The organism is Arenibacter algicola, assembly GCF_018860365.1.
In the GTDB taxonomy this organism is placed as follows: Bacteria; Bacteroidota; Bacteroidia; order Flavobacteriales; family Flavobacteriaceae; genus Arenibacter; species Arenibacter algicola_B.
The window spans coordinates 22,815-49,435 of sequence record NZ_JAHKPO010000015.1 but is presented as its reverse complement, the minus strand read 5'-3'; the positions used below and the strand labels follow the sequence as shown (position 1 = coordinate 49,435).

The following is a 26,621-nucleotide window of genomic DNA, read 5'->3' as shown; positions in this document are numbered from 1 at the left end:
CAATATGTTTTAAACTTATTATGCCATAAAAATCAGTCTTGGATTTTGAAGATAAATAAAAAATTCTGCTATGCATTGGCCATTTATGCATAATGGGATGGCAAACCGTTATAGCTTGTCCACTAGATTGGGTTATTTCGGTAATAATTGATCAAAAGGGTCACTACGGCATTATAGCTTTTTATTCCGTCTTTTTGATTGTTGGCTTTTAGAAAAGTATTGAATATAGATTTAAAAACGGGCTCCATAGGATTTTCATGTGCTTCCCAAAATTCGGCCACTTCCTTATAATTCTTCTTTACACCGGGATTAAGTTTGTTGTATTGTTGTTTAAACTCCTCCTGGTCCCGACTGGCAAGATCATTTAGACAATAACTTAGGGCATAAGCGTATGCCGAATATTTAAAATAAATATCTTCATTGCTAACCGTTGCCAAATAACCAATAAAATTGGTTTCATTTTCTGCGGAAAATCCTAATTGATGGCCTATCTCATGACCGCATATGACGGGGAATCTAAAATTCGGGAGTTCACTATTGGCCTGGGCTTCATTGGTAAACGGATTTAAATAGCCGCCATAACCCATATAGCTTAAAGGGACGCTGAATATGGAATTTTTTAAACTGGGGCGATGGTAGGCAAAAAGAGGGATTTTATTTTTTAAGGATTCATAACCCTCTATGGTACGGTCCATAATTTCTTTTTTGGAATAGGGAACTTGAACTATTTTACTGGTATCAGCAGTAATCCTGAATTGGATTTCATTGGTTTTTAGCACCAGTTGGGCCACAAAATTTTCCAGGTCTTGCTGGCTGTGTTTTTCGCCCAGTTCCAAGGATTTCGAAATGGGTTGCCTGTAATAATTTAATCCCCATAAGAGATGAAATGTAAAATAGGCCACGGATAAGACCATTGCAATGTCTCTGATAAACCCCAACAGGTTTTTTTTAATGGCCATTCTGTTCACAATGATATAGCGCACTCCCAAAATAATTAGAAGCGCGTACAGTATGTCACCTACAGAAAAGGGAACCCAACCCATTAAGGTGCGCCAAAATCCGGATATAACAGGGTATATCCCTTTACTGTAATAGGTTTCTATAAATTCAGGGTATTGCCCTAGCCATTTTATCAAGATTATTTGTGGAACCAATAAAAGGGCAATAAGATTCTTAATTTTAGTTTTCATCAAGCCAAAAATAGCCAATAATCTAGCATGGTTGTTTTTCTATCTGTATTTTTGACTTCATAAATTATAAATATGAATAAGGAAATAAGAGTTCTAGAGCCCAAAAATATCTGGAATAAATTTGCAGATCTAAATGCTGTTCCAAGACCATCCAAACATGAGGAACGGGTAACACAATTTATGTTGGACTTTGGAAAGACCCTTGGTCTGGAAACTACCAAGGATGTTGTGGGAAATGTAATCATTAAGAAGCCTGCATCTGTGGGTATGGAAGATAGGAAGACGGTAATTCTTCAGTCGCATTTGGATATGGTACACCAAAAAAATGCTGATACCGATTTCGATTTTAATACCCAGGGCATAGAGATGTATATTGACGGAGATTGGGTAAGGGCAAAAGGTACCACTTTGGGGGCCGATAACGGCCTTGGGGTAGCTACTATTATGGCATTGCTGGAGAGCAAGGATATTTCCCATCCTCCTTTGGAAGCCCTGTTCACGATCGACGAAGAAACTGGAATGACGGGGGCCAAGGGATTAAAGGGAGGATTGTTGAAAGGTGATATTCTGTTGAATCTTGATACAGAGGATGACGATGAAATTGATATTGGTTGTGCTGGAGGTGTAGATATTACGGCGAAAGGAGTATATAGGGAGATTCCTTTGGGCGAGGGCTACGCTGCCTACAAAATATTGGTAAAAGGACTGTCCGGAGGTCATAGTGGAATGGATATTCATTTAGGACTGGGTAATGCCAATAAGATCATGAATACTTTATTGATAATGGGGCAGGAGCAACTTGGGTTAAGGATTTCTAAAATTGACGGTGGAGGATTGCGAAATGCAATTCCAAGGGAAAGCACCACCTGGGTAGCGATAAAAGCATCGGATTCCAATAAGTTGGATGCCTTGTTTAAAGATTGGTCCAATAATTTAAAGAAGGAATTTGCAGCCACAGAGCCTAATCTTAAAATTGTTTGTGAACCTGCGCATCTTTCAAAAATGGTAATGGAGCCCAATGACCAGCAAGCTTTAACGGGAGCTATTAAGAACGCTCATAATGGCGTCTATGCCATGAGCAAAACCATGAAGGACTTGGTAGAGACATCCAATAATATTGCTAGAGTGGAGGTAGGCGATGGTGAAATAAAAATAGCATGTCTAACCAGGTCATCTGTAGAGGACGGTAAAATGGAATTGGCCAAGAACTTACAGGCTAATTTTGAAAAGGCCGGGTATGAGGTGACGTTAAGTGGAGATTATCCTGGTTGGAATCCCAATCCTGATTCGACTATCTTGGAAGTCTTACGTACAAAATATAGGGAGCTTTTTAATGAGCAGCCCAGGGTAGTTGCCTGTCACGCAGGTTTGGAATGTGGAATTTTGGGAAAGAATTATCCTGAGGTAGATATGATAAGTTTTGGACCAACTATTAAAGGCGCCCATTCTCCCGATGAACGTGCCAGTATATCTTCGTTGCAAAAATTTTGGAAGTTCATTTTGGAAATACTCTCTGAAATCCCCAAAAAATAGATAGACCATGGCCTGAGAGCCATATAAGGTGTAAGATGTACAAGGCTGTAAAACAATTATTTAGCTTGTTGAAAATGCCTCCGTTTTAAAAATATGGAGGTGTTTTTTTTTAGGTTAAGAAGATTAAATTTCTTATATTTAAGAGAATCATAAGAAAGTCAAGATGGGAATCAAAAGTTTTCAAGGTCCTAGAGTTCAACAACCCAGTGAAGAAGCACCACTTAGGGTATGTGATTATATGACCAGAAAACTGATTACTTTTAGACCTGAACAATCTGTTGAAGAAGTAGTAGTGGCCTTATTGAAGTATAAAATTTCTGGTGGTCCGGTAGTGAATGATAGAAATGAATTGATAGGGATGATTTCTGAAGGCGATTGTATTAAGTACATAAGCGAAAACAGATACCATAATCTACCAAGCTCTAATTTAACCGTGGAAGGACACATGATAAAAAATGTGGAAACTATTGACGGCAATATGAATATTTTTGATGCGGCCAATAAGTTTTTGAACGAAAAGCGTAGACGTTTTCCGATAGTGGAAAATGGTAAGTTGGTCGGGCAAATTTCCCAGAAAGATATATTAAAGGCGACTTTAAAGTTTAAATCACAAAACTATAAATAGATTTTTCTCCAGGATTGGGTCAAAGGGGGTAATTCTTTTTCGCCCTGATGCTTTTTAGTTCTGAAATGTACCGCTATATTTAAATAAGTAATAAAAAAAACCCTTGTTGATCCCTAATAAAGAGGCCAACAAGGATTTTATATCTTTTGGAATATAATTATTGGGCTATTCCAGTAATTTCCAAATCAAAAATTAATTTGGCATCTGGCGGAATAGGACCATATCCAGCCTCACCATAACCTAAATGGGATGGAATAAACAGACGAACCTTGTCGCCTACCTTCATCTGCATAAGGCCTTCCTTAAACCCTGGAATTATCCTGGCTTCCGGGCTGTAGTCCATTGGAATGGCTTCGTAACCGCGACCTTGTTTTCTGGCCTCCTGATAAACTCCATATTTTTTAGCGATCTCTTCGTAGTTACTGTCAAAAAGTGATCCGTCCGATAGATATCCGGCATACAGTACGTTAACCTTTTGCCCCACTTTGGGTTTTTCTCCATTGCCTTCAGTTAGGGTAAGTATTTTAAGCCCGGATGGTAGTTCTTCTGCTTTACCTTCCTCTGCTGTAATTTGGGCAACGAAATCGGTTTTCATTTTTTCCATTGCCTTGGCTTTTTCCTCTGCCTCGGCAAAGTAAGCGCTCATTACTTTTACGGCATCAAATTTTTTGGCTTCTTTACCGTTTCTAATAATTTCAACGGTGTTCATAACCACATCCGTAACCGGTCTGTCGCCTTCAGCCGTTTTAACATTGGCAATGGAATCAACAACGTCCATTCCTTTAACAACTTCACCAAAAACAGTATGTCTGCCGTTTAAAAAGGGAGTTTCCTTGTGGGTAATGAAAAACTGACTTCCGTTCGTGGTAGGTCCGGAATTGGCCATGGATAGGATACCTGCCTTATTGTGTGTAAGGGAATCGTTAAATTCATCCTTAAATTTATATCCAGGATTTCCCATACCCGTTCCGGTTGGATCTCCACCTTGAATCATAAAGTCCTTTATAATTCTATGAAAGATAATACCATCATAATATTTTTTGCCCTTTAGACTGTCGGTAACAAAAGGATTGTTTCCTTCGGCCAGGGATATAAAATTGGCAACGGTCAAAGGAGTCTTTTGGTACTCCAATTTAAGGAGGATTTCACCTTTGGTAGTGGTAATATCCGCAAAAATACCATCTCCCAAATCAGCATGCTTACTGGACTTGCAGCTGGAAAATGCTATGGATACTACTGCCAATAATAAATAAATTTTCTTCATTGTAATTAGTTTTAATTGTTTTCTTTTTGTTTATCTATATTTAAAATGGTAATGGTGGATTTAATGGGGACATTTACCCCAATTTTGTTATTGTCCCCGTGATAACCGTAGGATAGGGAGGAAGGAAATAAAAACGTTGCACTTTCCTTCTCCTTTAAAAGTTTTATACTATTTCTCAAGCCTGGAAAAAGGTCTTGCTTATCTACTTTATAAGTTATGGTTCCAATATTCTCTTTGGAGTATATGGTGTCATTGTTAAAAGTCATAACATTGTATTGCAGTGTAACCAGGTCATCTGTTTTGGGGTAATAATCGGTCTGGTCGTTCTTGTCAATATAATGGTACCAAGAACCGATGCCACTGGAGAAATAGGTGTTCAAGGAGTCATTTTTAATGATTTCCATGATTTGTTTTTCTTCCTTTGCCAATAGGTCCTTATTCCGTTCCACCGATTTTTGTAAAATACTTCCGGTTTTAACTTTGACCGGCTTACGTGGTTCAGGTCCATTACAGCTATAAAAGGCGATAATAAGCAAAAGAAATATTAGGTGTTTCATGCGTTTAAATCATCTTTATATTGGGGTAGTAGGGACTTAAATTGGCTTATTGTTTCTTCCATGGAAACATCGCTTCGTCCACCTGCCGCATTCGTGTGTCCGCCTCCATTAAAATGGGCTCTAGCGAATTCATTTACAGAAAAATCACCTTCAGATCTAAAAGAGATCTTGATAATTCCTTCCTCCCGATTTTCAATGAAAATAACCGCAAAAACAATTCCTTCCAAGGTTAAACCGTAATTAACAAAGCCTTCCGTATCTCCCTTTTTGTAATCGTAGGTGTCCAATTCGTCCTGAGATAAGGTGATAAATGCGGTATAAAATTCCTCTAGGATGACCATGTTTTTTAAAGCGCAACCTAAAAGATGCAATCTACTAGGGGTGTTGGTGTCGTAAACCTTGTTGTGTGCTTCCGTATTTTTGGCTCCTTTCTCTATTAATTTGGCAACAACCGTATGAGTCCTACTGGTGGTGGAAGAATATTTAAAAGATCCGGTATCGGTCATGATACCGGTGTATAATGAAATTGCAAGGTCGGGGGTGATGCTTTCCACTTCGTTTAGTCCTTCAATTACATTGTAAACCATTTCACATGTAGAACTCATGCTAACATCGGAGTACGTAATTTTGGCGTAATTATCTGGTTCCTGATGATGATCTATCATCACAAATGTGGCCGTAGAACTTTCTAATAAAGGTTGTAGTTGCCCAATCCTTCCCAAGTGGTTGAAATCTAAAGTAAATATTACGCTAGCACTGTTTATAAGGGATTTAGCGGTTGAGGAGTCTCTTTCAAAATTGACTATTTGCTCGTTTCCCGGCATCCATTTTAAGAATTTGGGAAAATCATTGGGAACAATGATGGTAGCATCCTGACCTTTGCCCTTCAGGTAGTGCCAAAGCCCTAAAGTGGAACCAATAGCATCTCCGTCCGGATTTTTGTGCGGTATAATTACAATTTTCTGGGGCTTCTCCAATAACCCTTTTATTGCCTTTATAATCTCTAAATTCATGCGCGCAAAGATACAATTTAATAATATATGGCATTGTTTGAAAAATCTATTTTTAAATTGCGCGTAAACCTAGGTGTCCCGCATAAAAAGAAAGGTGCTTTGTTAGGCGTGTAGTGGCTGCTAAATAGGGAGCTTTATGCTTATTGGGCGTAGTCAAGAGTTGTATGGGTCGCCCTGTAAAACAGGCTTTCCGAAAATTCTCATCAGGAGACAATTTGCGATTAAGTGTCAATGGTTTCTCGTTTTTATTCTTATCAAATTGCCAAAGGTGATTTGAAATTGAACTTTTTTAATGGATTTCCATTATTGTCGGAGATGTTTTTAGGAAGTTAAGCTGTATTTCTTGATTTTTTTTGAAAGGCAGTTATGTTGCTGAAAAAAGTCGGATTCTTGGTTATATTTGTAGGAAAACTTTTTGATGCTGGATATACTTTTTATTGTTTTAGGACTGGTATTGTTGATTGCGGGAGGAAATTGGCTTTTAAAGGCGGCAGTGGCCTTGTCATTAAAACTTAATATACCAAAGATTGTTATAGGTATGACAGTGGTTTCCTTTGCGACCTCTGCGCCCGAGCTGATCGTTAGCATAAATGCTGCTTTGGAGGGCTTTCCGGATTTGGCGCTGGGTAATGTTGTAGGCTCCAATATTGCCAATCTGGGTCTGGTACTGGCGATAACCGTTATTCTGGGAAGTATAGAGGTTAGAAAGAGTTTTTATACTACGGATTGGCCGGTTATGATGCTGGCATCCCTATTGTTTTTTGGTTTTATTTATTTTGATGGAGAGTTACAAAGATATGAGGGTTTTGTAATGGTGATTGTGCTCTTTATTTTCTTGGTATATCTCTTGCGCTTTCAGAAAACTGCGGTTGTAGATGAATTGCCTGAGGATGATGTTCCGTTGCCATTATATAAAACGGTGCTGTTTTTGGGCTTGGGCGGACTTGCTCTTTGGGGAGGTTCTGAACTATTGATTAAGGGTGCCGTAGGGCTCGCTACTTTTTATGGTGTTAGTGAGCGGGTAATTGCGGTAACCGTAGTATCTATCGGGACCAGTATTCCAGAATTGGCTGCCTCTGTAATCGCAGTGTTAAAGAAGGAAAAGGCCATTTCTTTAGGAAATCTTATAGGGTCCAATATTTTTAATCTATTGGCTGTTTTGGGTATTACGTCAATGATAACGCCCATTAAAGTATCGGATCAAGGCTTGCTGACCAACGATATTTTTTGGATGTTGGGTACATCCTTTTTAATCCTTCCCCTAGTGTTTTTGCCCAAAGGACTTAGGTTAGGGTGGAAGGACGGAGTAATCCTTTTGGCTGTGTACGTTGTATTTGTATATTTAACTATAACCTAAAATACGATAGCATATTTGGCGTATGGGGATAAGATTGAACATTATAGCTTTCTTAATTTTCTTTTGTACGGTTGGTCATGGCCAAGAAAGCGAATTTGTAAGTGGAATGCTCCTCGATGCCGAAACCATAGAGCCTATATCTTTTGCCAGTATTAGGGTCAAGAATAGGGCGGTGGGGGTAATTTCCAACAATGACGGCAGTTTTAGGATTCCTCTTAAATTTAGGGACCTTAATGACACTTTGGAGATTACCTCTATGGGTTATGATTCCAGAGAAATTATAATTGGCGATTTAATTAAGGATAAGCTCAATAGGTTGTATTTAAATCCCATGCTTATCCAATTGGATGAGGTAACATTAAAGGCTTCCAAAAAAAGAGGAAAAGGAAGAAATGCTGGAAATAATGAAAAGCCTATTTCTGCAGAGGAGATTATTGGCCAGGCTATCAAGAATATTCCATTGAATTACCCCTTTAATCCCCAGTCCTACGTTGGCTACTACAGGGATTACCAATGGAAATCAGGAGGTTATACCAATTTGAATGAGGCGATTGTTGAGGTTTTTGATAAGGGTTTCGGGACTTCTGATTATGAGGATTCCAATACAAGGATTTATGAGTACTCCAGAAACATGAACTTTCCAATTGATTCTTTAAGTGAAAGGCTATATGACTATGGCGAATACAAGACCAAAACTATCCCTAAAGCTTTTTTAAAAAGTTACGGGGGCAATGAGTTTGTAATTTTACGTATCATGGATGCCATTAGGAATTATAACACCTTTTCTTATACCTTTGTTGATCATTTGGATACCGATTTTTTAAAGAACCATGATTTTTCTCTGGAAGATGATACTTATTTGGACGGTAAAGCATTGTATGTTATAGACATATATAAGCACAATTGGAAGTTTATGGTCCGGGGCAAGATTTATATTTCAAAGGATAACTTTGAAATCGTTAAATTGGAATACGCCACCTATGACGCTTTATTGGGGACAAGAAAAATAAGGAAGACCAGTAAAAAAATAGAGGATAGATTGCTCTACCGAACTGTAGTGGAGTACAAGAAACAGGATGACAAAATGTTTCCCAGTTACATTTCCTTTAGTAATAAATTTGAGGTAAAAGTACCACCGCTTTTTACCGCCAAGAACGTGCTTATAGACTTTGAAAACCAGCGATTTGAAATTGCATTCAACAGGGTGCCCTTGCATTTCAAGGTGCTTAAGGACAAAAATTACAATATTAGTTATAAGGGTAAGGGTATAGATATCGAGAAGGTTGTTCTTGCGGATAGTGCAACCGTACAGTTGTATCCCAAGATGAACCTTGGAGATCAGGCCTTGGAGGTTTTTTACAAAGAACCAGGAGAAATAGCCAAAGATGATTTTCGGATAGTCATGGATAACATTATAGATATGGATGGGAACAAGTTGGATTACTCCGAGACGTATTCCTTAATGCAATTCAGGGAATTTTTTGTTCAGCAACACAAACCGGTAGTGAAATATCCTGACAAGCATCTTTATATGGACAAAAATTGGCCTATATTTCAGGACCAACCCATTATTAAACCTGATAATTATAGTGATTTTTGGATGAACACTCCGCTGCGTAACGAAGGTGCCATCATAAAATAATTTAAATAAAAAAACCGCCCCTCTTTCTCAAAAGGAACGGTCGGTAAAAATAATCAACAATTATTTTTTTACTCTTTATATTTTAACGGATTTAACCGTTTTAACAATTCTTCCTGCTATTTTGTATGGATCACCATTGGAAGCTGGTCTTCTATCTTCCAACCAACCTTTCCAGCCTTTTTGTACTGTAATGATAGGGATTCTAATAGAGGCACCTCTATCGGAAATACCATAGCTAAAGTCATTAATAGAAGCAGTTTCGTGTTTTCCTGTCAAACGTTGATCGTTGAACTCACCGTAAACGGCAATGTGCTCTTTTACAACTGGACGGAAGGCTTCACATATTTTTTCGTAGACTTCCTTTGAACCACAAGTTCTCAAAGTAGTGTTGGAGAAGTTGGCGTGCATACCAGAACCGTTCCAATCGGTATCACCTAGAGGTTTCGGGTGGTATTCTATATAGTAACCATGTTTTTCGGTTAATCTATCCAATAGATATCTTGCAACCCAAATTTCATCACCTGCTTTTTTGGCACCTTTGGCGAATAATTGAAATTCCCACTGTCCACAGGCAACTTCTTGGTTAATTCCTTCAAAGTTTAAACCGGCAGCGATACAGGCATCTGCATGCTCTTCTACCAAGTCACGCCCATGAGTATTTAGACCACCAACAGAACAGTAGTACATACCTTGTGGTTTTGGATACCCGCCTCTAGGAAAACCTAAAGGAAGTTCTGTTCTTGTATCCATTATGAAATATTCTTGCTCAAATCCAAACCAGAAATCATTGTCTTCATCTTCGATTGTGGCTCTACCATTGGATACGTGGGGAGTACCATCGGCATTCATAACTTCTGTCATTACTAAATAGCCGTTGATGCGATGTGGATCAGGATAAATGGCTACTGGCTTTAACACACAGTCAGAAGATCCTCCTTCAGCCTGTCGGGTTGAACTTCCATCAAAGGACCATATTGGGCAATCTTCCAGTTTACCGCTGAAATTTTCCTCAACCTTAGTTTTACTCCTCATGTTTTGTGTGGGCTCGTACCCATCCAACCAAATGTATTCTAATTTAGACTTGCTCATAATATGTATTGTTGATTTTTATTATTAACGCAGACAAAAATAATAATTTTCAACACATATGCCATTTTTTAGTGGGTTAAATGATTATAATGTTGATATTTTTTCGGAGACCCCTATTTTTTTGGGGGTATATTATTAAATATGTATTTTATGTAGATTATTTTAATGAATTGTTATTTTTGTCAAAAAATGTATTTATGTCAAATCAAAGATTTAAGGCCATAGCAAGCAGTCATGCCAGAACTGAAATAGATGTGGAGGAAACCGGCAGACGTTCGGAATATTTTGGGATGAATGTGTTCAATGAGGAACGTATGTTACAATACTTGACCAAGGATGCTTATGACAGGGTAAAGGCAGCCGTCGTGTCCGGTGCTAAAATAGACAGAAAAGTTGCCGATCAAGTAGCGGAAGGGATGAAGACCTGGGCAATATCCATGGGTGCAACACATTACACCCATTGGTTTCAACCGCTTACAGGAACCACAGCCGAGAAACATGATGCTTTTTTTGATTTTTCGCCAGAAGGAAGAGTGATGGAAAAGTTCGGTGGTGGCCAGTTGGTGCAGCAAGAGTCGGACGCCTCCAGTTTTCCAAACGGGGGGATACGTAATACTTTTGAGGCCAGGGGCTACACGGCCTGGGATCCAACGTCTCCGGCATTTCTTTATGGCACCACCCTATGTATACCAACCGTTTTTGTAGCCTATACCGGGGAGGCCTTGGACAATAAGGCTCCACTTTTAAGGGCATTGAATGCCATGGATGAAGCCGCGACTGCAGTAGCTAAATTCTTTGATAAAAATGTAACCAAAGTATACGCCACCTTAGGCTGGGAACAGGAGTATTTCTTAATAGACAAGTCATTGGCTTTTTCCCGACCAGATATTAGTTTGGCAGGCCGTACGTTAGTAGGCCATTCCGCGGCAAAAGGCCAACAGTTGGACGATCACTACTTTGGAGTTATTCCAAATCGCGTATTGAATTTCATGAAAGATTTGGAAAGGGAATGTACTAAACTGGGGATTCCCGTAAAAACCAGACATAATGAAGTAGCTCCCAATCAATTTGAGTTGGCTCCTATCTTTGAAGAAACCAATCTGGCCGTAGATCACAATCTATTGCTCATGGATGTCATGGAAAAGATTGCTGATAAGCATTTTTTTAAAGTACTCTTTCATGAAAAGCCTTTTAGGGGTATAAATGGGTCTGGTAAGCACAACAATTGGTCTTTGTCCACGGATACCGGTGTTAATCTGCTTAGTCCTGGTTCTACTCCCATGAAAAATCTCCAGTTTTTAACTTTTTTCGTGAACACTATAAAGGCGGTGGATAATTATGAGGAATTATTGCGTTCTTCCATTGCTTCTGCAGGAAACGACCATAGATTGGGGGCCAATGAGGCACCTCCAGCTATCTTGTCCATTTTTATAGGGGAACAGCTGAATGAGGTCTTAAATGAATTGGAAGGAGTGACCAAAGGGAAGTTGTCGCCTGAGGAAAAGACGGAATTAAAGTTGAACGTGGTAGGTAAGATTCCAGAAATTCTTCTGGACAATACCGATCGCAATCGTACCTCCCCTTTTGCATTTACAGGAAACAAGTTCGAGATGAGGGGCGTAGGCTCCAAATCCAATTGTGCCAAACCTATGACGATATTAAATACCATTGTTGCCAAGCAACTTATGGCTTTTAAAAAGGAGGTAGATCAACTGGTGGATAAAAAAGGTCTTAAAAAGGATGAGGCTATCTTTAATGTCCTTAGGGAATATATAAAAACTTCCAAAAGAATTAGGTTCGAGGGCGATGGTTACAGTGAAGCATGGGAAAATGAGGCCAAATCCCGAGGCTTGAGCAATAACAAAAATACCCCCAAGGCCCTGCAGATACTTACCTCAAAAGAAAGTTTGGCGCTGTTCAAGTCCATGAATGTCATGAGCGAAATTGAGGTTAGGGTTAGACAAGAGGTGGAATTGGAAGAGTATATCCTGCATATTCAAATAGAAGGTAGGGTCTTTAATGAGTTGGCTTATGCATATATTATTCCTGCTGCAGTGGAATATCAGAATAAATTGATAAAAAATGTGATAGGTCTAAAAGAAATTTATGGTGCCGCCCACAAAAAAATGTCAGAAAGTCAGTTGGATGTTGTTGAGCGAATTTCCGAGCATATTCGTGCCATCAAAATTAAGACCGATGCTATGGTAGACGAAAGAAAGATAGCCAATAATATGACCGACATCAATAAAAAGGCCATTGCTTATTGCGATAATGTGAGGCCTTATTTTGATGAAATAAGGTACCATTGCGATAAACTGGAGCAATTGGTAGGCGACGAATATTGGCCTCTAACCAAATATAGGGAACTATTGTTCATTAAATAAATTGGTCATTTAGAAATTATTGTATTAAAAGCCCACAATTAGTGGGCTTTTTTTGTGGATTCTCCTATTTTTGTCGCAAACTTTTATTCATGAGCTCATCCAATAGCAAAAGATACGATCAAAGAGGGGTTTCTGCTTCCAAGGAAGACGTGCACAATGCCATAAAAAACATAGATAAGGGCTTGTTTCCCAAGGCTTTTTGCAAAATTGTACCCGATTACCTGACCAATGATGATGAGTACTGTTTGGTGATGCACGCCGATGGTGCCGGAACTAAATCCTCATTGGCCTACATGTATTGGAAGGAGACAGGTGATATTTCCGTGTGGAAGGGAATAGCACAAGATGCCCTGATCATGAATGTGGACGATCTTATTTGCGTTGGGGCTACGGACAATATTATGTTGTCCTCTACCATAGGAAGAAATAAGAATTTAATTCCTGGAGAGGTCATATCAGCCATAATCAATGGTACGGAAGAGTTGATAGAGGATTTGGAAAAACACGGGATTACGATAAGATCAACGGGAGGGGAAACGGCAGATGTTGGGGATTTGGTGCGCACCATTATCGTTGATTCAACCGTAACGGCCAGATTGAAAAGGAGTGAGGTAATCAATAATGCCAAAATAGAAGCTGGAGATGTAATTGTTGGCTTATCTTCTTCAGGACAGGCCAGCTATGAAAAGGAATATAACGGAGGTATGGGAAGCAATGGGCTTACCTCTGCCAGACATGATGTTTTTGCCAAATACTTGGCAGAAAAGTATCCTGAAAGTTATGATGCGGCAGTGCCGGAAGATTTGGTGTATTCAGGTAAGGTGAAGTTGACCGATAAGGTCCCCAATGCTCCTTTGGATGCGGGGAAATTGGTTTTATCCCCAACCCGTACCTATGCCCCCATTGTAAAAAAAATTCTAGGTAAATACAGTGCTAAAGATATTCATGGAATGGTACACTGTAGTGGGGGTGCACAGACCAAAATTCTTCATTTTATAGATAACCTCCATATTGTTAAGGACAACCTATTTCCCGTTCCTCCGTTGTTCCAATTAATTCAAGAACAATCGGGGACCGACTGGAAGGAAATGTACCAAGTTTTTAATTGTGGACATAGGTTGGAATTGTATGTAAATCCTGCTATTGCGGAAGACCTTATTGCCATTTCGGAAGGCTTTGGGGTTTCAGCCCAAATTGTAGGTAGGGTGGAAGAGAATTCTGTTAAAAAGCTCACAATTAAAAGCGAGTACGGCACCTTTGTGTATTAAGGTATACGAATACCCTTTTTCCTACGTTGTTTTATAAAGAAATTACGTTATGGAAAGAAAGCAGTTTTTAAGGACTTTAGGTACCGGAGCGGCATTTGCCCTTGCTTTTCCCTGCTTACATGGTTGTTCATCAGATAGTGATGAAGTTATAGATCCTAAACCCGTGCCAACGGGGGTCGATTTTACCATTGATTTAAGTTCGGCAGAAGGTGCCAAATTGCAAAACAATGGCGATTTTATAATAAAGAATTATGTGGTCGTTGTAAAAAACTTGGAAGGTGATTTTGTGGCAGCAAGCCAAATCTGTAGTCATCAACAGACCGATGGGATAAGTTTTAAAACGGATAATGGTGGCTATTTCAAGTGTTCCACGCATGGTTCTACCTTTAGTCAGACCGGTACCCCTTTAAATCAAATTGGCAATGATCCATCAAAGCCCCTTAAAATATTTAAAACGGAGTTAGACGGGCAGATCCTGCGTGTTTTTGAATAATCAAAACTGATTTTTAACCTACTTGCTTACATGGGATTTTCCTTAAAATCATTGTTCGGACTCTTGTTTTATGTCTTATGGCCATTTTCTTTGCTGTCTTTTTGCAGTAGGAAGTCGCACACAATTCTCAAGTCAGGTAGTGCCCTTGCGGTTAATGTTTTTGGGTTTACATTAAGTATATCCGGGCCCTGCAATTACAATACAATTATTCTAGGCAATAAGAAAAAATGTTCAATGTTTAATCTTGTTCTAGGGTGAGGGTTTTATTTTCTTTTTTAATATGTTGTATGGTCCTAATAGGCCATGCCCAGGAGCTTAAGTATGTTACCGTTCAGCGATCGGTGAACTTAATGGGCGATAAATTTGATATTACCGTAGTAGCCGATAATGAGGAAATAGGCTATATAAATATTGAAGAGGCTGTTTCTGAAATTAAAAGAATAGAAAAACTGATATCTTCATGGGACGAGGAATCGGAAACTTCAAAAATCAATAAAAATGCCGGAATAAAGCCTGTTAAGGTAAGTGTAGAGCTGTTTAAGCTAATTGAAAGGGCAAACCAGATTTCTGAAATAACCAATGGTGCATTTGATATTACATTTGCCGGGTTGGACAAGATCTGGAAGTTTGATGGTTCCATGAAATATAAGCCTAGCAAGGAGGAAATTAAACAATCCGTAAGCAAGGTGGGGTATAAAAAAATTATCCTGAACGAGGAAGATCGTACGGTATTCCTGCAATTCAAAGGGATGAAGATCGGTCTAGGCGGTATAGCAAAGGGTTATGCGGCCGATAAGGCCAAAGAACTTTTGGTGGGGAAGCAGGTTAGCGCAGGGGTTATCAATGCCTCCGGTGATCTAACTACATGGGGTACCAAGGCTACCGGGGAAAAGTGGTTGATCGGCATTGCAAATCCGCTGAGCAAGGACAAGATATTTTCGTGGCTGCCCGTTCTGGAATCTTCTGTAGCTACTTCCGAGAGTTATGATAAATTTATCACATTTGACGGTAAGAAATATTCCCATATACTTGATCCCCGGACCGGAAACCCTATTTCAGGAATAAATAGTGTATCGGTCTTTTCCAAAACCGCCGAATGGTCAGATGCGTTGGCCACGGCTATTTTTGTACTTGGAGTTGATTCGGGAATGGCACTGATAAACCAATTAAAGGGGACCGAGGCCATTATTGTGGACAGTAATAATAAAATGCACAAAAGCAGCGGTATCTTATTCAATTGAGCCTTAATTAATATAGCCTTCTCTCTTAAGTTCTGCCTTGTCTTCTATTTTTTTTGAACAACCATTTTTAAGAAGATAGACCGTATCGCTGACAGCTAAAATATCATTGTAAAAATGATCGGTCAGGATTATAATACTCCTTTTCTTTGCCTGGCGGATAAGGGCCTTGAATTTCTCCACATATATTGGTGCAATGAATGAAAAGGGTTCGTCCAAAAGTATAATTTCCTTATTGGACATGAGAACTAAGTAAGCTTCAATAACCCTAATTTCCCCACTGGATAAGTCTTTTATCCTTTTCTTGTTATATATCTTAAAACTCTGGAAAAGGTTAAGGAACTGCTCCCATGAAACATTGAATAGCTTAAATGCACGGTTAATATTTAAATGCTTTGGCAAAAGTGAATATTGGGGTAGGTAACCTATTTTTTCTGTTCGGTACAAAGGTCTGGGCAGGCACTTTCCATTAGTACGGATGTTCTTGTATTTAGGCTGTAGATCCCCAAATAATATTCTCAACAAGGAAGTTTTTCCACTGCCATTTCTTCCGAGGATTCCGGTAACTTTTCCGCGTTCCGACTTTATGTAAATGCCGTACAGAACCTTTTTTCCATCAAACTCCAAATCAACGCTGTCTATTTCCAAGGTCAAAATAAACGGACGAGTTTAATGAATAATAGGGTTATGAAGGTGTCTAAGAGAAATGAAATTAGGATAAGGACTGTTTTGGACAGGCCGAAATTTTGATAAAACGTTAAACGCTTTCGCAATCCAATGTCAAAATACGTCAGGAAGACCCCTAGGTAGAACAATATCTTGGAACTCAGGATCATGGTGTTTAGGTGGGATATCTTAAAAATAACACTCCCGCTAAATAGCATAAAAACGGTAATAAGAAAGGATATCCAAAGGTAAGGCTTGGCAAAGTGGAAACTCAATTGAAAGGTTCTAAAATTGAAAATTGAATTCATCTATTGAATAGGATATGCTTAAATGTACAAAATTATCGTAAATTCGCAGTCCAAGTGTAGATTGTATATGATAGATAAATTAAACATAGTAAAGCAACGTTTTGATGAGGTTTCGGACCTTATAATTCAGCCTGGTATTATCGCTGATCAAAAGCGTTATGTGGCACTAAATAAGGAATATAAGGATTTAAAACAACTGGTAGATAAGAGGGATCTTTATTTGGAGTATACCAATAACATATCTGAGGCAGAGGAGATTCTTTCCGATGGCAGTGATCCTGAAATGGTGGATATGGCCAAAATGCAGTTGGAGGAGGCCAAGGAAAAATTGCCCAAATTGGAGGAAGAGATTAAATTGATGCTGATTCCTAAAGATCCAGAAGATTCCAAAAACGTAGTAGTGGAGGTTAGAGCTGGTACAGGAGGGGATGAAGCCAGTATTTTTGCGGGCGATCTTTTCAGAATGTACACCAAATATTGCGAGTCCAAAGGATGGAAAACGAATGTAATCGACCTAAGTGAAGGTACAAGTGGCGGATATAAGGAAATTCAGTTCGAGGTTACTGGCGAGGATGTTTATGGTACCCTTAAGTTTGAAGCAGGGGTACACCGGGTTCAGCGTGTTCCACAGACCGAAACCCAAGGAAGGGTCCATACCAGTGCCGCTACGGTAATGGTGCTTCCAGAGGCCGAGGATTTTGATGTGCAGATAGATCCCAAGGACGTGCGGATAGATTTTTTCTGTTCTTCCGGACCAGGAGGTCAATCCGTTAACACTACTTATTCGGCAGTACGTCTAACCCATATACCAACAGGTTTGGTGGCACAGTGTCAGGATCAGAAATCACAGCACAAAAACAAGGAAAAGGCTTTTAGGGTACTACGCTCGCGATTGTATGATATGGAATTGGCCAAAAAACAGGAGGAAGATGCCGCCAAGAGAAATTCACAGGTAAGTAGTGGTGACCGTTCGGCTAAAATTAGAACCTATAATTACCCACAAGGGAGGGTAACAGACCATAGGATCGGATTAACGCTTTACGACCTACAAAACATTATTAATGGCGATATTCAACGTATCATAGACGAATTGAGTTTGGTTGAGAATACGGAGAAATTAAAGGAGGCCTCTGAGATATTTTAATTCCTATGACCACTGATTTTTTAGTTGGAGAGATTCGAAAAAAGGAATCCTTTCTTTGTATTGGGTTGGATACGGACTTGGATAAGGTTCCAAAGCATCTATTACAAGAGGAAGATCCCATTTTTGCTTTTAACAAGGCTATAATTGATGCCACACACCATTTATGTGTTGCCTATAAGCCCAATACCGCCTTTTATGAGGCTTATGGGATAAAAGGATGGCAGGCTTTGGAGAAAACCATCAACTACTTAAATAGCAACTACCCCGAAATATTTACAATTGCAGATGCCAAACGTGGAGATATTGGTAATACCTCCACCCGTTATGCCAAAGCCTTTTTTGAGGATTTGGGATTCGATTCTGTAACTATTGCACCTTATATGGGAAGGGATTCCGTGGAGCCATTTTTAGCTTTTAAGGATAAACATACCATATTACTGGCACTAACTTCCAATATGGGGGCGTTCGATTTTCAAACAAAAATGGTAGACGGAAAGGAGCTGTACAAGCAGGTACTGGAGATTTCAAAAACTTATGAAAATTCCGAAAATCTAATGTATGTAGTTGGTGCGACCAAGGCGACTTTTTTGACTGAAATAAGAAATATTATTCCAAATAGTTTTCTTCTTGTTCCGGGAGTAGGGGCGCAAGGAGGCAGCTTAGCTGAAGTGTGCAAATATGGGATGAGCGATAATGTAGGTCTTTTGGTAAACTCATCCAGGGGGATTATTTATGCCTCGGACCAAGAAAATTTTGCGCAGGCTTCTGCCGAAAAGGCAAAAGAATTGCAACAGGAAATGAGTGTGGAACTTAAAAAACGCTAAGTTTTCTAATGTGTCAGGGTTTGAATGATTTTTTGGATTTTTGAAGCTTTCAATTCAAAAAATTCGGCAAGTTTTGAATCGGAATATTTTTTACTGGTCGCCTTGTCCATGAAACTTTGGTATTGACATTCCAAAAAGCTTATTTCTTTTGAACTGTTGATCATTGGGGATACCGAGCCAACTTTACAATATTGATTTTCCATATAATTTTTTTCTTACAAATATAACTAGAAACAAGGTTTAAGGGGAGCTATCTGAAAGTGCATTTATCTAATAATCAGGTAATTTGTCTATTTTTTAACCTTGTGGCAATGTTGGAGAGTATATTTTGATTTATTTGAGCCCTATCAAGAGTATTGGAATTTACACTACATTTATAAAAAATGAATATTGATAAGTTATAATATACATAGCCATGATACCTCTACCAAATGGGTGACTTTTGTGCATGGTGCAGGAGGTAGCTCTACTATTTGGTACAAGCAGCTTAGGGAATTTAAAAAGCATTTTAATGTGCTTTTATTGGATCTAAGGGGGCATGGCAATTCTAAGATACATCTAAAGGATGCCTTTAAGAACAAGTATACTTTTGATAATATAACTGAGGATATATTGGAGGTGATCAATTTTGAAAAGATTGAAAAATCTCATTTTATTGGAATTTCCCTGGGCACAATCTTGATCCGAAATTTAGCAGAGAAGCACCCCCATCGGGTGGAGAGCATGATTATGGGAGGGGCCATTATGAAATTAAACCTAAGGTCTCAAATATTGATGAGACTTGGGGTTATTTTAAAATCCATAGTCCCTTATTTATGGCTGTACAAATTTTTTGCCTTTGTAATTATGCCGAATAAGAACCATAAGGAATCGCGATTACTTTTTGTTCGCGAGGCGAAAAAATTGTACCAAAAGGAATTTATCCGATGGTTCAAGTTAACCTCGGAGATTAATCCATTGCTCCACTTTTTTAGAACGGTAGATATAAAAATTCCTACGCTTTACGTAATGGGGGCAGAGGACTATTTGTTCTTGCCCACAATTAAACAAATTGTGTTGGATCATAAAAGTGCCGAACTGATAGTGGTCCAAAACTGTGGACATGTTGTAAATGTGGAGCAGCCACGGTTTTTTAATGATACGGTCATACAGTATCTTTTGGTAAAATAATTTAAACTTATCCTTTAAGGGAATAGTTGATATTGGATCTGACATTGTTGTTAAATCCAAATGGATGTGGGTTCTTTGTAAATAGTATACTGCACAAAAAAACCGGTGCTCCCACCGGTTTTAAACTAACTAACTCAAAAAATACTAACTCAAATTCTTTAGATATAACTGTATCGCTTTTCTAGGCAAATTAAAGGTTGTAATGTCTGCTTGTTTAAGTGTAACGTAAATTTTTAGGATTAATTGCGTAAAAAGCCCATAAATTGTTCATTTTTAATCCTGTAGGGCAAAAACTTTTTTCAACACCTCCGTGGTTCTTGAAGAAACCTTGTTCCTAATCTCTTTTTCTTCAACGGCAATCATCGTAAATACCCCATTCAAGGCCTCTTGGGTAACGTAATCTGTAAGATCCGGATTTACATTATTGGTAAGGGGAATGTTATTGTATCTCGTAATTAGGTTGTTCCAGATCTTATCTGCCCCCACCTTTTCAAAGGAGTTTTTGATCACAGGGTTAAATTTATTGTAGAGTTCTGTTTGTGTAGCATTGGTAAGGTATATGGTTGCTGCATTGTCCGATCCCAAAAGAATGTTTTTGGCGTCGGTAAAGGTCATTCCCTTTACGGCGTTGACAAATATGGGGGTCGCTTCACCAACGGCATCCTCTGCGGCCCTATTCAGTATTTTTAGGCCTTCATCGGCTAGGCTGGACAGGCCAATGTCCCTGAGGGTTTTGTCTACTTTCTGTAATTCCTCGGGCAGCATAATTTTTACCAGTTCGTTACCAAAAAAGCCATCGGTTGCGGTAAGTTTACTTACCTGTTTATCGATTCCCATATTAAGGGCTTCCTTTAATCCGTTTGCAATTTCGTCATTGCCAATGGTACCTCCTTGGGGTAATTGATTCACTACCTGTTGTAATTCCGAACATCCAATAAATTGAAATAGGATTACGGCTAATAAGATTTTTTTCATTTTAAAATTTTAGAGTTACAACTATAACTTATGCTATAGGGATTTAGTACTTGGGGCTACGAGAAAATTACGGTTTTGTTGTTGTAGACCATTGTCTTCCTTCTAATGTGAAGCTTTACGGCCCTGGATAGTACAATTTTTTCCAAATCCCTTCCCTTGGTTATAAAGTCCTTGATGCTATGCGCATGGGTCACAGTGGTAACATCCTGTTCTATAATAGGACCGGCATCCAATTCTTCGGTAACGTAATGACTGGTGGCACCTATAATTTTAACCCCCCTCTCAAAGGCGGCATGGTATGGCTTTGCACCGGCAAAGGCCGGAAGAAAGGAATGGTGTATGTTGATGATCTTATTGGGATAGTTGTCAATAACCTTGCTGGTTACAATTTGCATATATCTAGCCAGTACTATAAAATCTATTTGATATTCTTTCAAAAGTGCCAATTGCTGGTTTTCGGCCTCACTTTTTGTGCTTTTTGTTACAGGTACATGAAAAAATGGAATATCGAATTGTTTGGCCACATATTCCAAATCACTGTGGTTGCTTAGGATGAAGGGTATATCAACCTCCAATTCACCTGAATTGTACCTGCTTAATAAATCGTATAAACAATGATTGTATTTGGAAACAAAAAGGGCCATTTTAGGTTTTACGGATCCCAAATACAAACTCCACTCCATTTGGTAGGGTAGGGCCAATTCATTTTCAAACTCTTGCTTCAAATTTTTCACAGCTGGAATGTTCTTTTCAAAATCGCTTTCCAGTCTCATGAAAAACACACCCGCTTCTTTATCTACGTGCTGATCAATATAAATAATATTGCCACCTTTTCTATGTATAAATCCGGTTACCGAACTGATAATTCCGGATTGGTCGGGGCAATTAATGAGGATAGTTGTCTTCAAAGTTTAATCATTTTAGGTCGCAAAATTAGGATTTTAGGAATGAAGTACTCAGGTTGAGGGGTATTTTTATAAAATTCTAATTTTATTGCTATAATTTTTGCGTTTTCGTTAAATTGCACCCAAATAATGGTCCTTTTTTTGTCTATTAAAAAGAGTGCGCCTCCCTAATCCAATTCCTTGAATAATCGCATGGAGCAGTGATTGTGAATACGGGTATTTTATTAAATCGATAAAAGGGAATTAGTATTGAAGTTATGAAGCAGAAGCCACCATATATTCCTAAAAATAAAGTTCGTATAGTTACGGCAGCATCCTTGTTTGATGGTCACGATGCGGCGATTAATATGATGAGGCGTATTATTCAGTCTACCGGTGTGGAGGTAATTCATTTGGGTCACGATCGTAGTGTGTCCGAGGTGGTTGATTGTGCCATACAGGAAGATGTAAATGCCATTGCCATTACTTCATACCAGGGAGGGCACATGGAGTATTTTAAGTATATGCACGATCTTTTACGGGATAGGGGTGCGGACCATATTAAGATTTTTGGAGGTGGTGGAGGGGTAATTCTTCCTGCGGAGATAAAAGAATTAATGGATTATGGGATAAGCAGAATATATTCTCCGGATGATGGCAGGACCATGGGGCTACAGGGAATGATAAATGATTTGGTTAGGCAAAGTGATTTTCCCGTTCCTTCTTTGGAAATTCCAGAGGGGCGGTCAATGGTCCAATTATTAAAAGAAAAGAATGTAAATGCCATAGCGCGGCTGATTACCTTGGCCGAAAATAGGCATGAGGATTTTCTAAAGGATTTTTCGGATTTGGCTGAATTGAAAAGTACCGTGCCGGTACTTGGAATTACGGGGACGGGAGGTGCTGGAAAATCTAGTTTGGTAGATGAATTGGTCAGAAGATTCCTATTGGATTTCCCAGCTAAAACCATCGGGATAATTTCTGTTGATCCATCCAAAAGGAAAACGGGGGGTGCTTTGTTGGGAGATCGGATACGCATGAACGCCATCAACAATTCCCGGGTCTATATGAGATCGTTGGCTACTAGGCAGTCCAATTTGGCATTGTCCAAACACGTAGACGAGGCAGTTCAGGTTCTAAAAGTGGCAGGGTTCCATTTGATTATTTTGGAAACTTCGGGAATTGGCCAATCGGATACCGAGATTATTGAACACAGTGATGTTTCCTTATATGTTATGACACCCGAATTTGGGGCGGCCACCCAGCTGGAAAAAATAGATATGTTGGATTTTGCGGATATCGTAGCTATTAATAAGTTCGATAAAAGAGGGGCTCTGGACGCTTTAAGGGATGTGAAAAAGCAATATGTGCGCAATCATGGACTTTGGGAGGCTGATCAGGATGAGCTACCTATTTTTGGGACAATAGCCTCACAATTTAATGACCCGGGCATGAATCGTTTGTATAAGTCCGTAATGGATAAATTGGTTTCAAAAACCGGAACAGCCTTAAATTCCCAATTCCAAATAGGAAATGGCGATGAAGAGAAGGTTTATATAATTCCTCCTTCGCGTACACGTTATCTGTCCGAAATAGCCGACAACAATCGGGCCTATGATAAAAAGGTGCTTCATCAAGCCGAGTTGGCCCAAAAGTTATACGGTATTTTTAAGACTATACAAGCTATTTGCAGGGTGGATGCCAAGGTAGATTTTAATAAATTTCTCCTAAAAGAAGGGTTAAATACGGAAGCAATTTTAGAGTTATCCCTACCTGAGGATAAAAAACAATTATTGTTGCTCCTGTTCAAAGAGTTCGATGAGATAAAAATGGATCTGGATTCCCATAATTGGGAACTGATCCTAAATTGGGAAAAAAAGGTTCAACAGTACAAAACTCCAATCTTTAGTTTTAAGGTAAGGGGAAAAGAGTTAAAATTGGAAACTCATACAAAATCACTGGCCCAAACCGATATTCCAAAAGTGGCACTTCCAAAATACAGGGCATGGGGCGATATTTTGGGTTGGATTCTCCAAGAAAATGTACCTGGTGAATTTCCTTATACAGCCGGACTCTATCCTTTTAAGAGAACAGAAGAAGATCCTACAAGAATGTTTGCGGGGGAAGGTGGCCCTGAACGTACAAACAGGCGTTTTCATTATGTTAGTTTGGGATTGCCGGCCAAGCGTTTATCCACGGCATTCGATTCGGTAACCCTGTATGGTCAGGATCCGGATTATAGGCCTGATATATACGGAAAAATTGGCAACGCAGGGGTTTCCATCTGCTGTTTGGACGATGCCAAAAAATTGTATTCCGGATTTGATCTATGCAGCCCCACTACCTCTGTTAGTATGACCATCAATGGTCCTGCGCCCATGTTGTTGGGTTATTTTATGAATGCCGCTATTGATCAGAATTGTGAGAAATATATTTTAAAAAATGGGCTGGAAAATGAGGTAGATGGGAAAATAGCTGCATTATACGAGTCAAAAGGTGTCCCTAGGCCAAAATACAGGGGAGAGTTACCGGAAGGAAATAACGGTTTAGGCTTAATGCTATTGGGTATTACGGGAGACCAGGTCTTGTCCAAAAGTGTATATGCCGAAATTAAAAAGAAGACTCTCAATACGGTAAGGGGTACGGTGCAGGCAGATATCCTAAAAGAAGATCAGGCTCAAAATACCTGCATTTTTTCAACGGAATTTGCCCTCCGACTAATGGGGGATGTTCAGGAATATTTTATTCAGCACTCAGTACGCAATTTTTATTCGGTTTCCATTTCCGGGTATCACATTGCAGAGGCAGGGGCCAATCCCATTACCCAATTGGCGTTTACGCTGTCTAACGGTTTTACCTATGTGGAGTATTATTTAAGTAGGGGGATGGATATCAATAAATTTGGTCCCAACCTATCCTTTTTCTTTTCAAATGGGATAGACCCGGAATATGCCGTAATTGGAAGGGTTGCGCGGCGCATATGGGCAAAGGCAATGCATCTTAAGTATGGAGCTGATCCCCGGGCGCAGATGTTAAAGTACCATATCCAAACTTCTGGGCGAAGCTTACACGCCCAGGAAATAGATTTTAATGATATCCGTACTACATTACAGGCGCTATATGCTATCTATGACAATTGTAATTCTTTGCATACCAATGCCTATGATGAGGCAATAACCACTCCAACAGAGGAGTCCGTTCGTAGAGCTATGGCCATTCAATTGATCATAAACAAAGAGTTGGGCTTGACAAAAAATGAAAACCCCTTACAGGGTTCCTTTATAATTGAAGAGTTGACAGATCTTGTGGAAGAAGCCGTGTTATTGGAGTTTGACCGTATTACAGAACGTGGGGGTGTACTGGGAGCCATGGAAACAATGTATCAGAGATCCAAAATTCAGGAGGAGAGCCTTTACTATGAGACGTTAAAGCACAACGGGGAATTTCCAATTATAGGAGTAAACACCTTTCTGAGCTCCAAAGGTTCGCCAACAATTTTGCCAGTAGAAGTTATACGTGCTACAGAGTCCGAAAAACAGGCCCAAATAGGTACCTTGGAAAATTTACATGCTATGATGGGGGTGACTGCCAATACCCAATTAAAGGAGTTACAGGAAATAGCGGTTAGAAACGAGAATATTTTTGAAAAGTTGATGGAGGTTACCAAGTTCTGTTCCTTGGGGCAAATTACAGATGCGTTGTTTGCTGTAGGGGGTCAGTACAGGAGGAATATGTAGCTGAGCGGATATGGACTCAATTGGTTTTAAGGTCGATTATGGGTAAAATATAAGATTCTTATGAATTAAAAATACAGGGAAATAAGCAGAAAGGATTAGCTCCTAATAGATCGTCTCCACACCTTGTACAACCTTCTGAAACTTTTAATTTCGCTTCTCAAAAGATTTAAGTATTCCTTTTCCTTAACCCCATCTTTTTCCAAACCGGTACAATAAGAACTTATATTTCTTATGATAACATTGATAAAGGTGGCACTTCTCATTCGGGCAGCATAGCACTCGGAGCGTTCGGCTGCTTCAATTTGTTGCGGAATTAAAATAGAATCAGTTAATAGGGAATCTACCATAATATCCCTATGGCTGTTAGATTGATATAATTTAAGCAGATCCTTGTTGTAGGATAGGTACGAAGCAATTTCCCTGCTCATCTGTAAAAGATCCAAGGATTTGCGATAAATCGGAATCGTACTTAAGTTTTTGTAAGGCATCTTTTTATAACAACTTCTATTATATAAAATTACGTCGAAATTAGCAAATTGGAGTTTATATAACAAAGTAAAATTGTATTTTAGCTATTGAAAGTTAATAATTTTAATCCATTTAGTTTTGAATACAAAGATTGATGTCCTTAATTGGAAGATTTTAAAATTACTTCAGGAAAATGCCAGGGAATCTTTTGCCAATATTGGCCGAAAAGTGGGCTTAACACCCCCTGCGGTTGCCGAAAGAGTGAAGAAAATGGAAGACATCGGGGTTATCTCAGGTTACAAAGCTGTGGTGTCCCATTCACATACCGGTTATCAATTAAAAGCTATAATTACGCTGCGTGCCTTTATGGGGAAGTTACGGCCTTTCTTGGATATTGTAAACACTTATGAAGAAGTAGTTAATTGTTATAGGATTACGGGCAATGAAAATATTATAATGTTGGTGGTCTTAAAAGATCAATTTCATTTGGAAAAATTTATAGACAAGCTTATTCAATATGGGGAGACGCGTACCCATATTATTCTATCCGATGTAGTGTCCAACGCGCCCATTAAAAAAAGAGAGGCGTAATAGTAGCTATATAACAGGTAAATTGTAATTAAAAGAGGTTGATAGCTTTGGTGCTATATTTTTATTATTTAATTTAATGTATTGTAACGCCTAGGTGCAAAGAGCTGGAAGTATTTTTAGCTGTAATAACGGTTAACAGTATCTATGGCGTTTCGGAATGGCCGAAATATTATATTAATTTGGCTAGATATTTGATGACAA

22 protein-coding genes are annotated in these 26,621 nt (G+C 39.0%); 13 read left to right on the top strand and 9 right to left on the bottom strand.

The window, feature by feature from the left end; translation table 11 throughout:
• Window positions 1-122: 122 nt before the first annotated feature.
• Window positions 123-1,190: a DUF3810 domain-containing protein gene (locus tag KO529_RS14620; protein WP_215948623.1), complete on the bottom strand. Its 1,068-nt coding sequence runs from the start codon at window positions 1,188-1,190 to the stop codon at window positions 123-125.
• Between the two features lie 72 nt (window positions 1,191-1,262).
• On the opposite strand from KO529_RS14620, the gene KO529_RS14615 reads away from it, so the two are divergent.
• Window positions 1,263-2,723 (top strand): aminoacyl-histidine dipeptidase, encoded by a 1,461-nt coding sequence (locus KO529_RS14615; protein ID WP_215948622.1) that lies wholly within the window; start codon window positions 1,263-1,265, stop codon window positions 2,721-2,723.
• A gap of 163 nt (window positions 2,724-2,886) precedes the next feature.
• The gene (locus KO529_RS14610; RefSeq protein ID WP_215948621.1) at window positions 2,887-3,348 is read left to right on the top strand and encodes a CBS domain-containing protein; all 462 of its coding nucleotides are present in this window, start codon (window positions 2,887-2,889) and stop codon (window positions 3,346-3,348) included.
• Window positions 3,349-3,505: 157 nt separating this feature from the next.
• On the opposite strand, the gene KO529_RS14605 is transcribed toward KO529_RS14610, so the two are convergent.
• From KO529_RS14605 to KO529_RS14595, 3 genes are read right to left on the bottom strand one after another with little or no spacing between them, the layout of a single operon-like run.
• On the bottom strand, window positions 3,506-4,612 hold the full coding sequence (locus tag KO529_RS14605) for a peptidylprolyl isomerase (RefSeq protein ID WP_215948620.1): 1,107 nt from the start codon (window positions 4,610-4,612) through the stop codon (window positions 3,506-3,508).
• 11 nt (window positions 4,613-4,623) lie between these two features.
• Complete coding sequence (gene gldI / locus KO529_RS14600; protein ID WP_215948619.1) at window positions 4,624-5,169, bottom strand: gliding motility-associated peptidyl-prolyl isomerase GldI; 546 nt, start codon at window positions 5,167-5,169, stop codon at window positions 4,624-4,626.
• Window positions 5,166-6,182: a DHH family phosphoesterase gene (locus tag KO529_RS14595; protein ID WP_215948618.1), complete on the bottom strand. Its 1,017-nt coding sequence runs from the start codon at window positions 6,180-6,182 to the stop codon at window positions 5,166-5,168. Before KO529_RS14595 ends, gldI begins: the two co-directional genes overlap by 4 nt.
• A 418-nt stretch (window positions 6,183-6,600) precedes the next feature.
• On the opposite strand from KO529_RS14595, the gene KO529_RS14590 reads away from it, so the two are divergent.
• Together KO529_RS14590 and KO529_RS14585 are read left to right on the top strand one after the other, a co-directional pair.
• Window positions 6,601-7,539, top strand: coding sequence for a calcium/sodium antiporter (locus KO529_RS14590; RefSeq protein ID WP_215948617.1), 939 nt, complete (start codon window positions 6,601-6,603; stop codon window positions 7,537-7,539).
• A gap of 22 nt (window positions 7,540-7,561) precedes the next feature.
• Window positions 7,562-9,181, top strand: a complete 1,620-nt coding sequence (locus tag KO529_RS14585) for a carboxypeptidase-like regulatory domain-containing protein (RefSeq protein ID WP_215948616.1) — start codon at window positions 7,562-7,564, stop codon at window positions 9,179-9,181.
• A gap of 75 nt (window positions 9,182-9,256) precedes the next feature.
• Here the strand turns inward: KO529_RS14585 and KO529_RS14580 are convergent, their stop codons facing one another.
• The gene (locus KO529_RS14580) at window positions 9,257-10,270 is read right to left on the bottom strand and encodes a glutamine synthetase beta-grasp domain-containing protein (protein ID WP_215948615.1); all 1,014 of its coding nucleotides are present in this window, start codon (window positions 10,268-10,270) and stop codon (window positions 9,257-9,259) included.
• A 197-nt stretch (window positions 10,271-10,467) separates the two neighbouring features.
• Between KO529_RS14580 and KO529_RS14575 the strand changes: the two genes are divergently transcribed.
• From KO529_RS14575 to KO529_RS14560, 4 genes are all read left to right on the top strand, one after another.
• Complete coding sequence (locus KO529_RS14575) at window positions 10,468-12,654, top strand: glutamine synthetase III family protein (RefSeq protein ID WP_215948614.1); 2,187 nt, start codon at window positions 10,468-10,470, stop codon at window positions 12,652-12,654.
• Between the two features lie 89 nt (window positions 12,655-12,743).
• Window positions 12,744-13,922, top strand: a complete 1,179-nt coding sequence (locus KO529_RS14570; protein ID WP_215948613.1) for an AIR synthase related protein — start codon at window positions 12,744-12,746, stop codon at window positions 13,920-13,922.
• A gap of 49 nt (window positions 13,923-13,971) precedes the next feature.
• Complete coding sequence (locus tag KO529_RS14565; protein WP_215948612.1) at window positions 13,972-14,415, top strand: ubiquinol-cytochrome c reductase iron-sulfur subunit; 444 nt, start codon at window positions 13,972-13,974, stop codon at window positions 14,413-14,415.
• Window positions 14,416-14,702: 287 nt separating this feature from the next.
• A complete protein-coding gene (locus KO529_RS14560; RefSeq protein WP_247096217.1) occupies window positions 14,703-15,656 on the top strand; it encodes an FAD:protein FMN transferase in 954 nt (317 codons plus the stop codon).
• A gap of 3 nt (window positions 15,657-15,659) precedes the next feature.
• On the opposite strand, the gene KO529_RS14555 is transcribed toward KO529_RS14560, so the two are convergent.
• Window positions 15,660-16,307: an ATP-binding cassette domain-containing protein gene (locus KO529_RS14555; RefSeq protein WP_215948611.1), complete on the bottom strand. Its 648-nt coding sequence runs from the start codon at window positions 16,305-16,307 to the stop codon at window positions 15,660-15,662.
• Between the two features lie 387 nt (window positions 16,308-16,694).
• On the opposite strand from KO529_RS14555, the gene prfA reads away from it, so the two are divergent.
• The 3 genes from prfA (at window position 16,695) to KO529_RS14540 (ending at window position 19,765) form a co-directional block, all read left to right on the top strand.
• On the top strand, window positions 16,695-17,771 hold the full coding sequence (gene prfA, locus KO529_RS14550; RefSeq protein WP_215948610.1) for a peptide chain release factor 1: 1,077 nt from the start codon (window positions 16,695-16,697) through the stop codon (window positions 17,769-17,771).
• Window positions 17,772-17,776: 5 nt separating this feature from the next.
• Window positions 17,777-18,595, top strand: coding sequence for an orotidine-5'-phosphate decarboxylase (gene pyrF, locus KO529_RS14545; protein ID WP_215948609.1), 819 nt, complete (start codon window positions 17,777-17,779; stop codon window positions 18,593-18,595).
• A 390-nt stretch (window positions 18,596-18,985) separates the two neighbouring features.
• The gene (locus tag KO529_RS14540; RefSeq protein WP_215948608.1) at window positions 18,986-19,765 is read left to right on the top strand and encodes an alpha/beta fold hydrolase; all 780 of its coding nucleotides are present in this window, start codon (window positions 18,986-18,988) and stop codon (window positions 19,763-19,765) included.
• A gap of 273 nt (window positions 19,766-20,038) precedes the next feature.
• Here the strand turns inward: KO529_RS14540 and KO529_RS14535 are convergent, their stop codons facing one another.
• The gene (locus KO529_RS14535; RefSeq protein ID WP_215948607.1) at window positions 20,039-20,740 is read right to left on the bottom strand and encodes a DUF4197 domain-containing protein; all 702 of its coding nucleotides are present in this window, start codon (window positions 20,738-20,740) and stop codon (window positions 20,039-20,041) included.
• A gap of 56 nt (window positions 20,741-20,796) precedes the next feature.
• On the bottom strand, window positions 20,797-21,648 hold the full coding sequence (gene purU, locus KO529_RS14530; protein WP_215948606.1) for a formyltetrahydrofolate deformylase: 852 nt from the start codon (window positions 21,646-21,648) through the stop codon (window positions 20,797-20,799).
• A 254-nt stretch (window positions 21,649-21,902) separates the two neighbouring features.
• Between purU and KO529_RS14525 the strand changes: the two genes are divergently transcribed.
• Window positions 21,903-25,361, top strand: a complete 3,459-nt coding sequence (locus KO529_RS14525; RefSeq protein WP_215948605.1) for a methylmalonyl-CoA mutase family protein — start codon at window positions 21,903-21,905, stop codon at window positions 25,359-25,361.
• Between the two features lie 95 nt (window positions 25,362-25,456).
• On the opposite strand, the gene KO529_RS14520 is transcribed toward KO529_RS14525, so the two are convergent.
• Complete coding sequence (locus tag KO529_RS14520; RefSeq protein ID WP_031444683.1) at window positions 25,457-25,849, bottom strand: hypothetical protein; 393 nt, start codon at window positions 25,847-25,849, stop codon at window positions 25,457-25,459.
• Between the two features lie 118 nt (window positions 25,850-25,967).
• On the opposite strand from KO529_RS14520, the gene KO529_RS14515 reads away from it, so the two are divergent.
• A complete protein-coding gene (locus KO529_RS14515; RefSeq protein WP_111625259.1) occupies window positions 25,968-26,420 on the top strand; it encodes an Lrp/AsnC family transcriptional regulator in 453 nt (150 codons plus the stop codon).
• Window positions 26,421-26,621 lie beyond the last annotated feature (201 nt).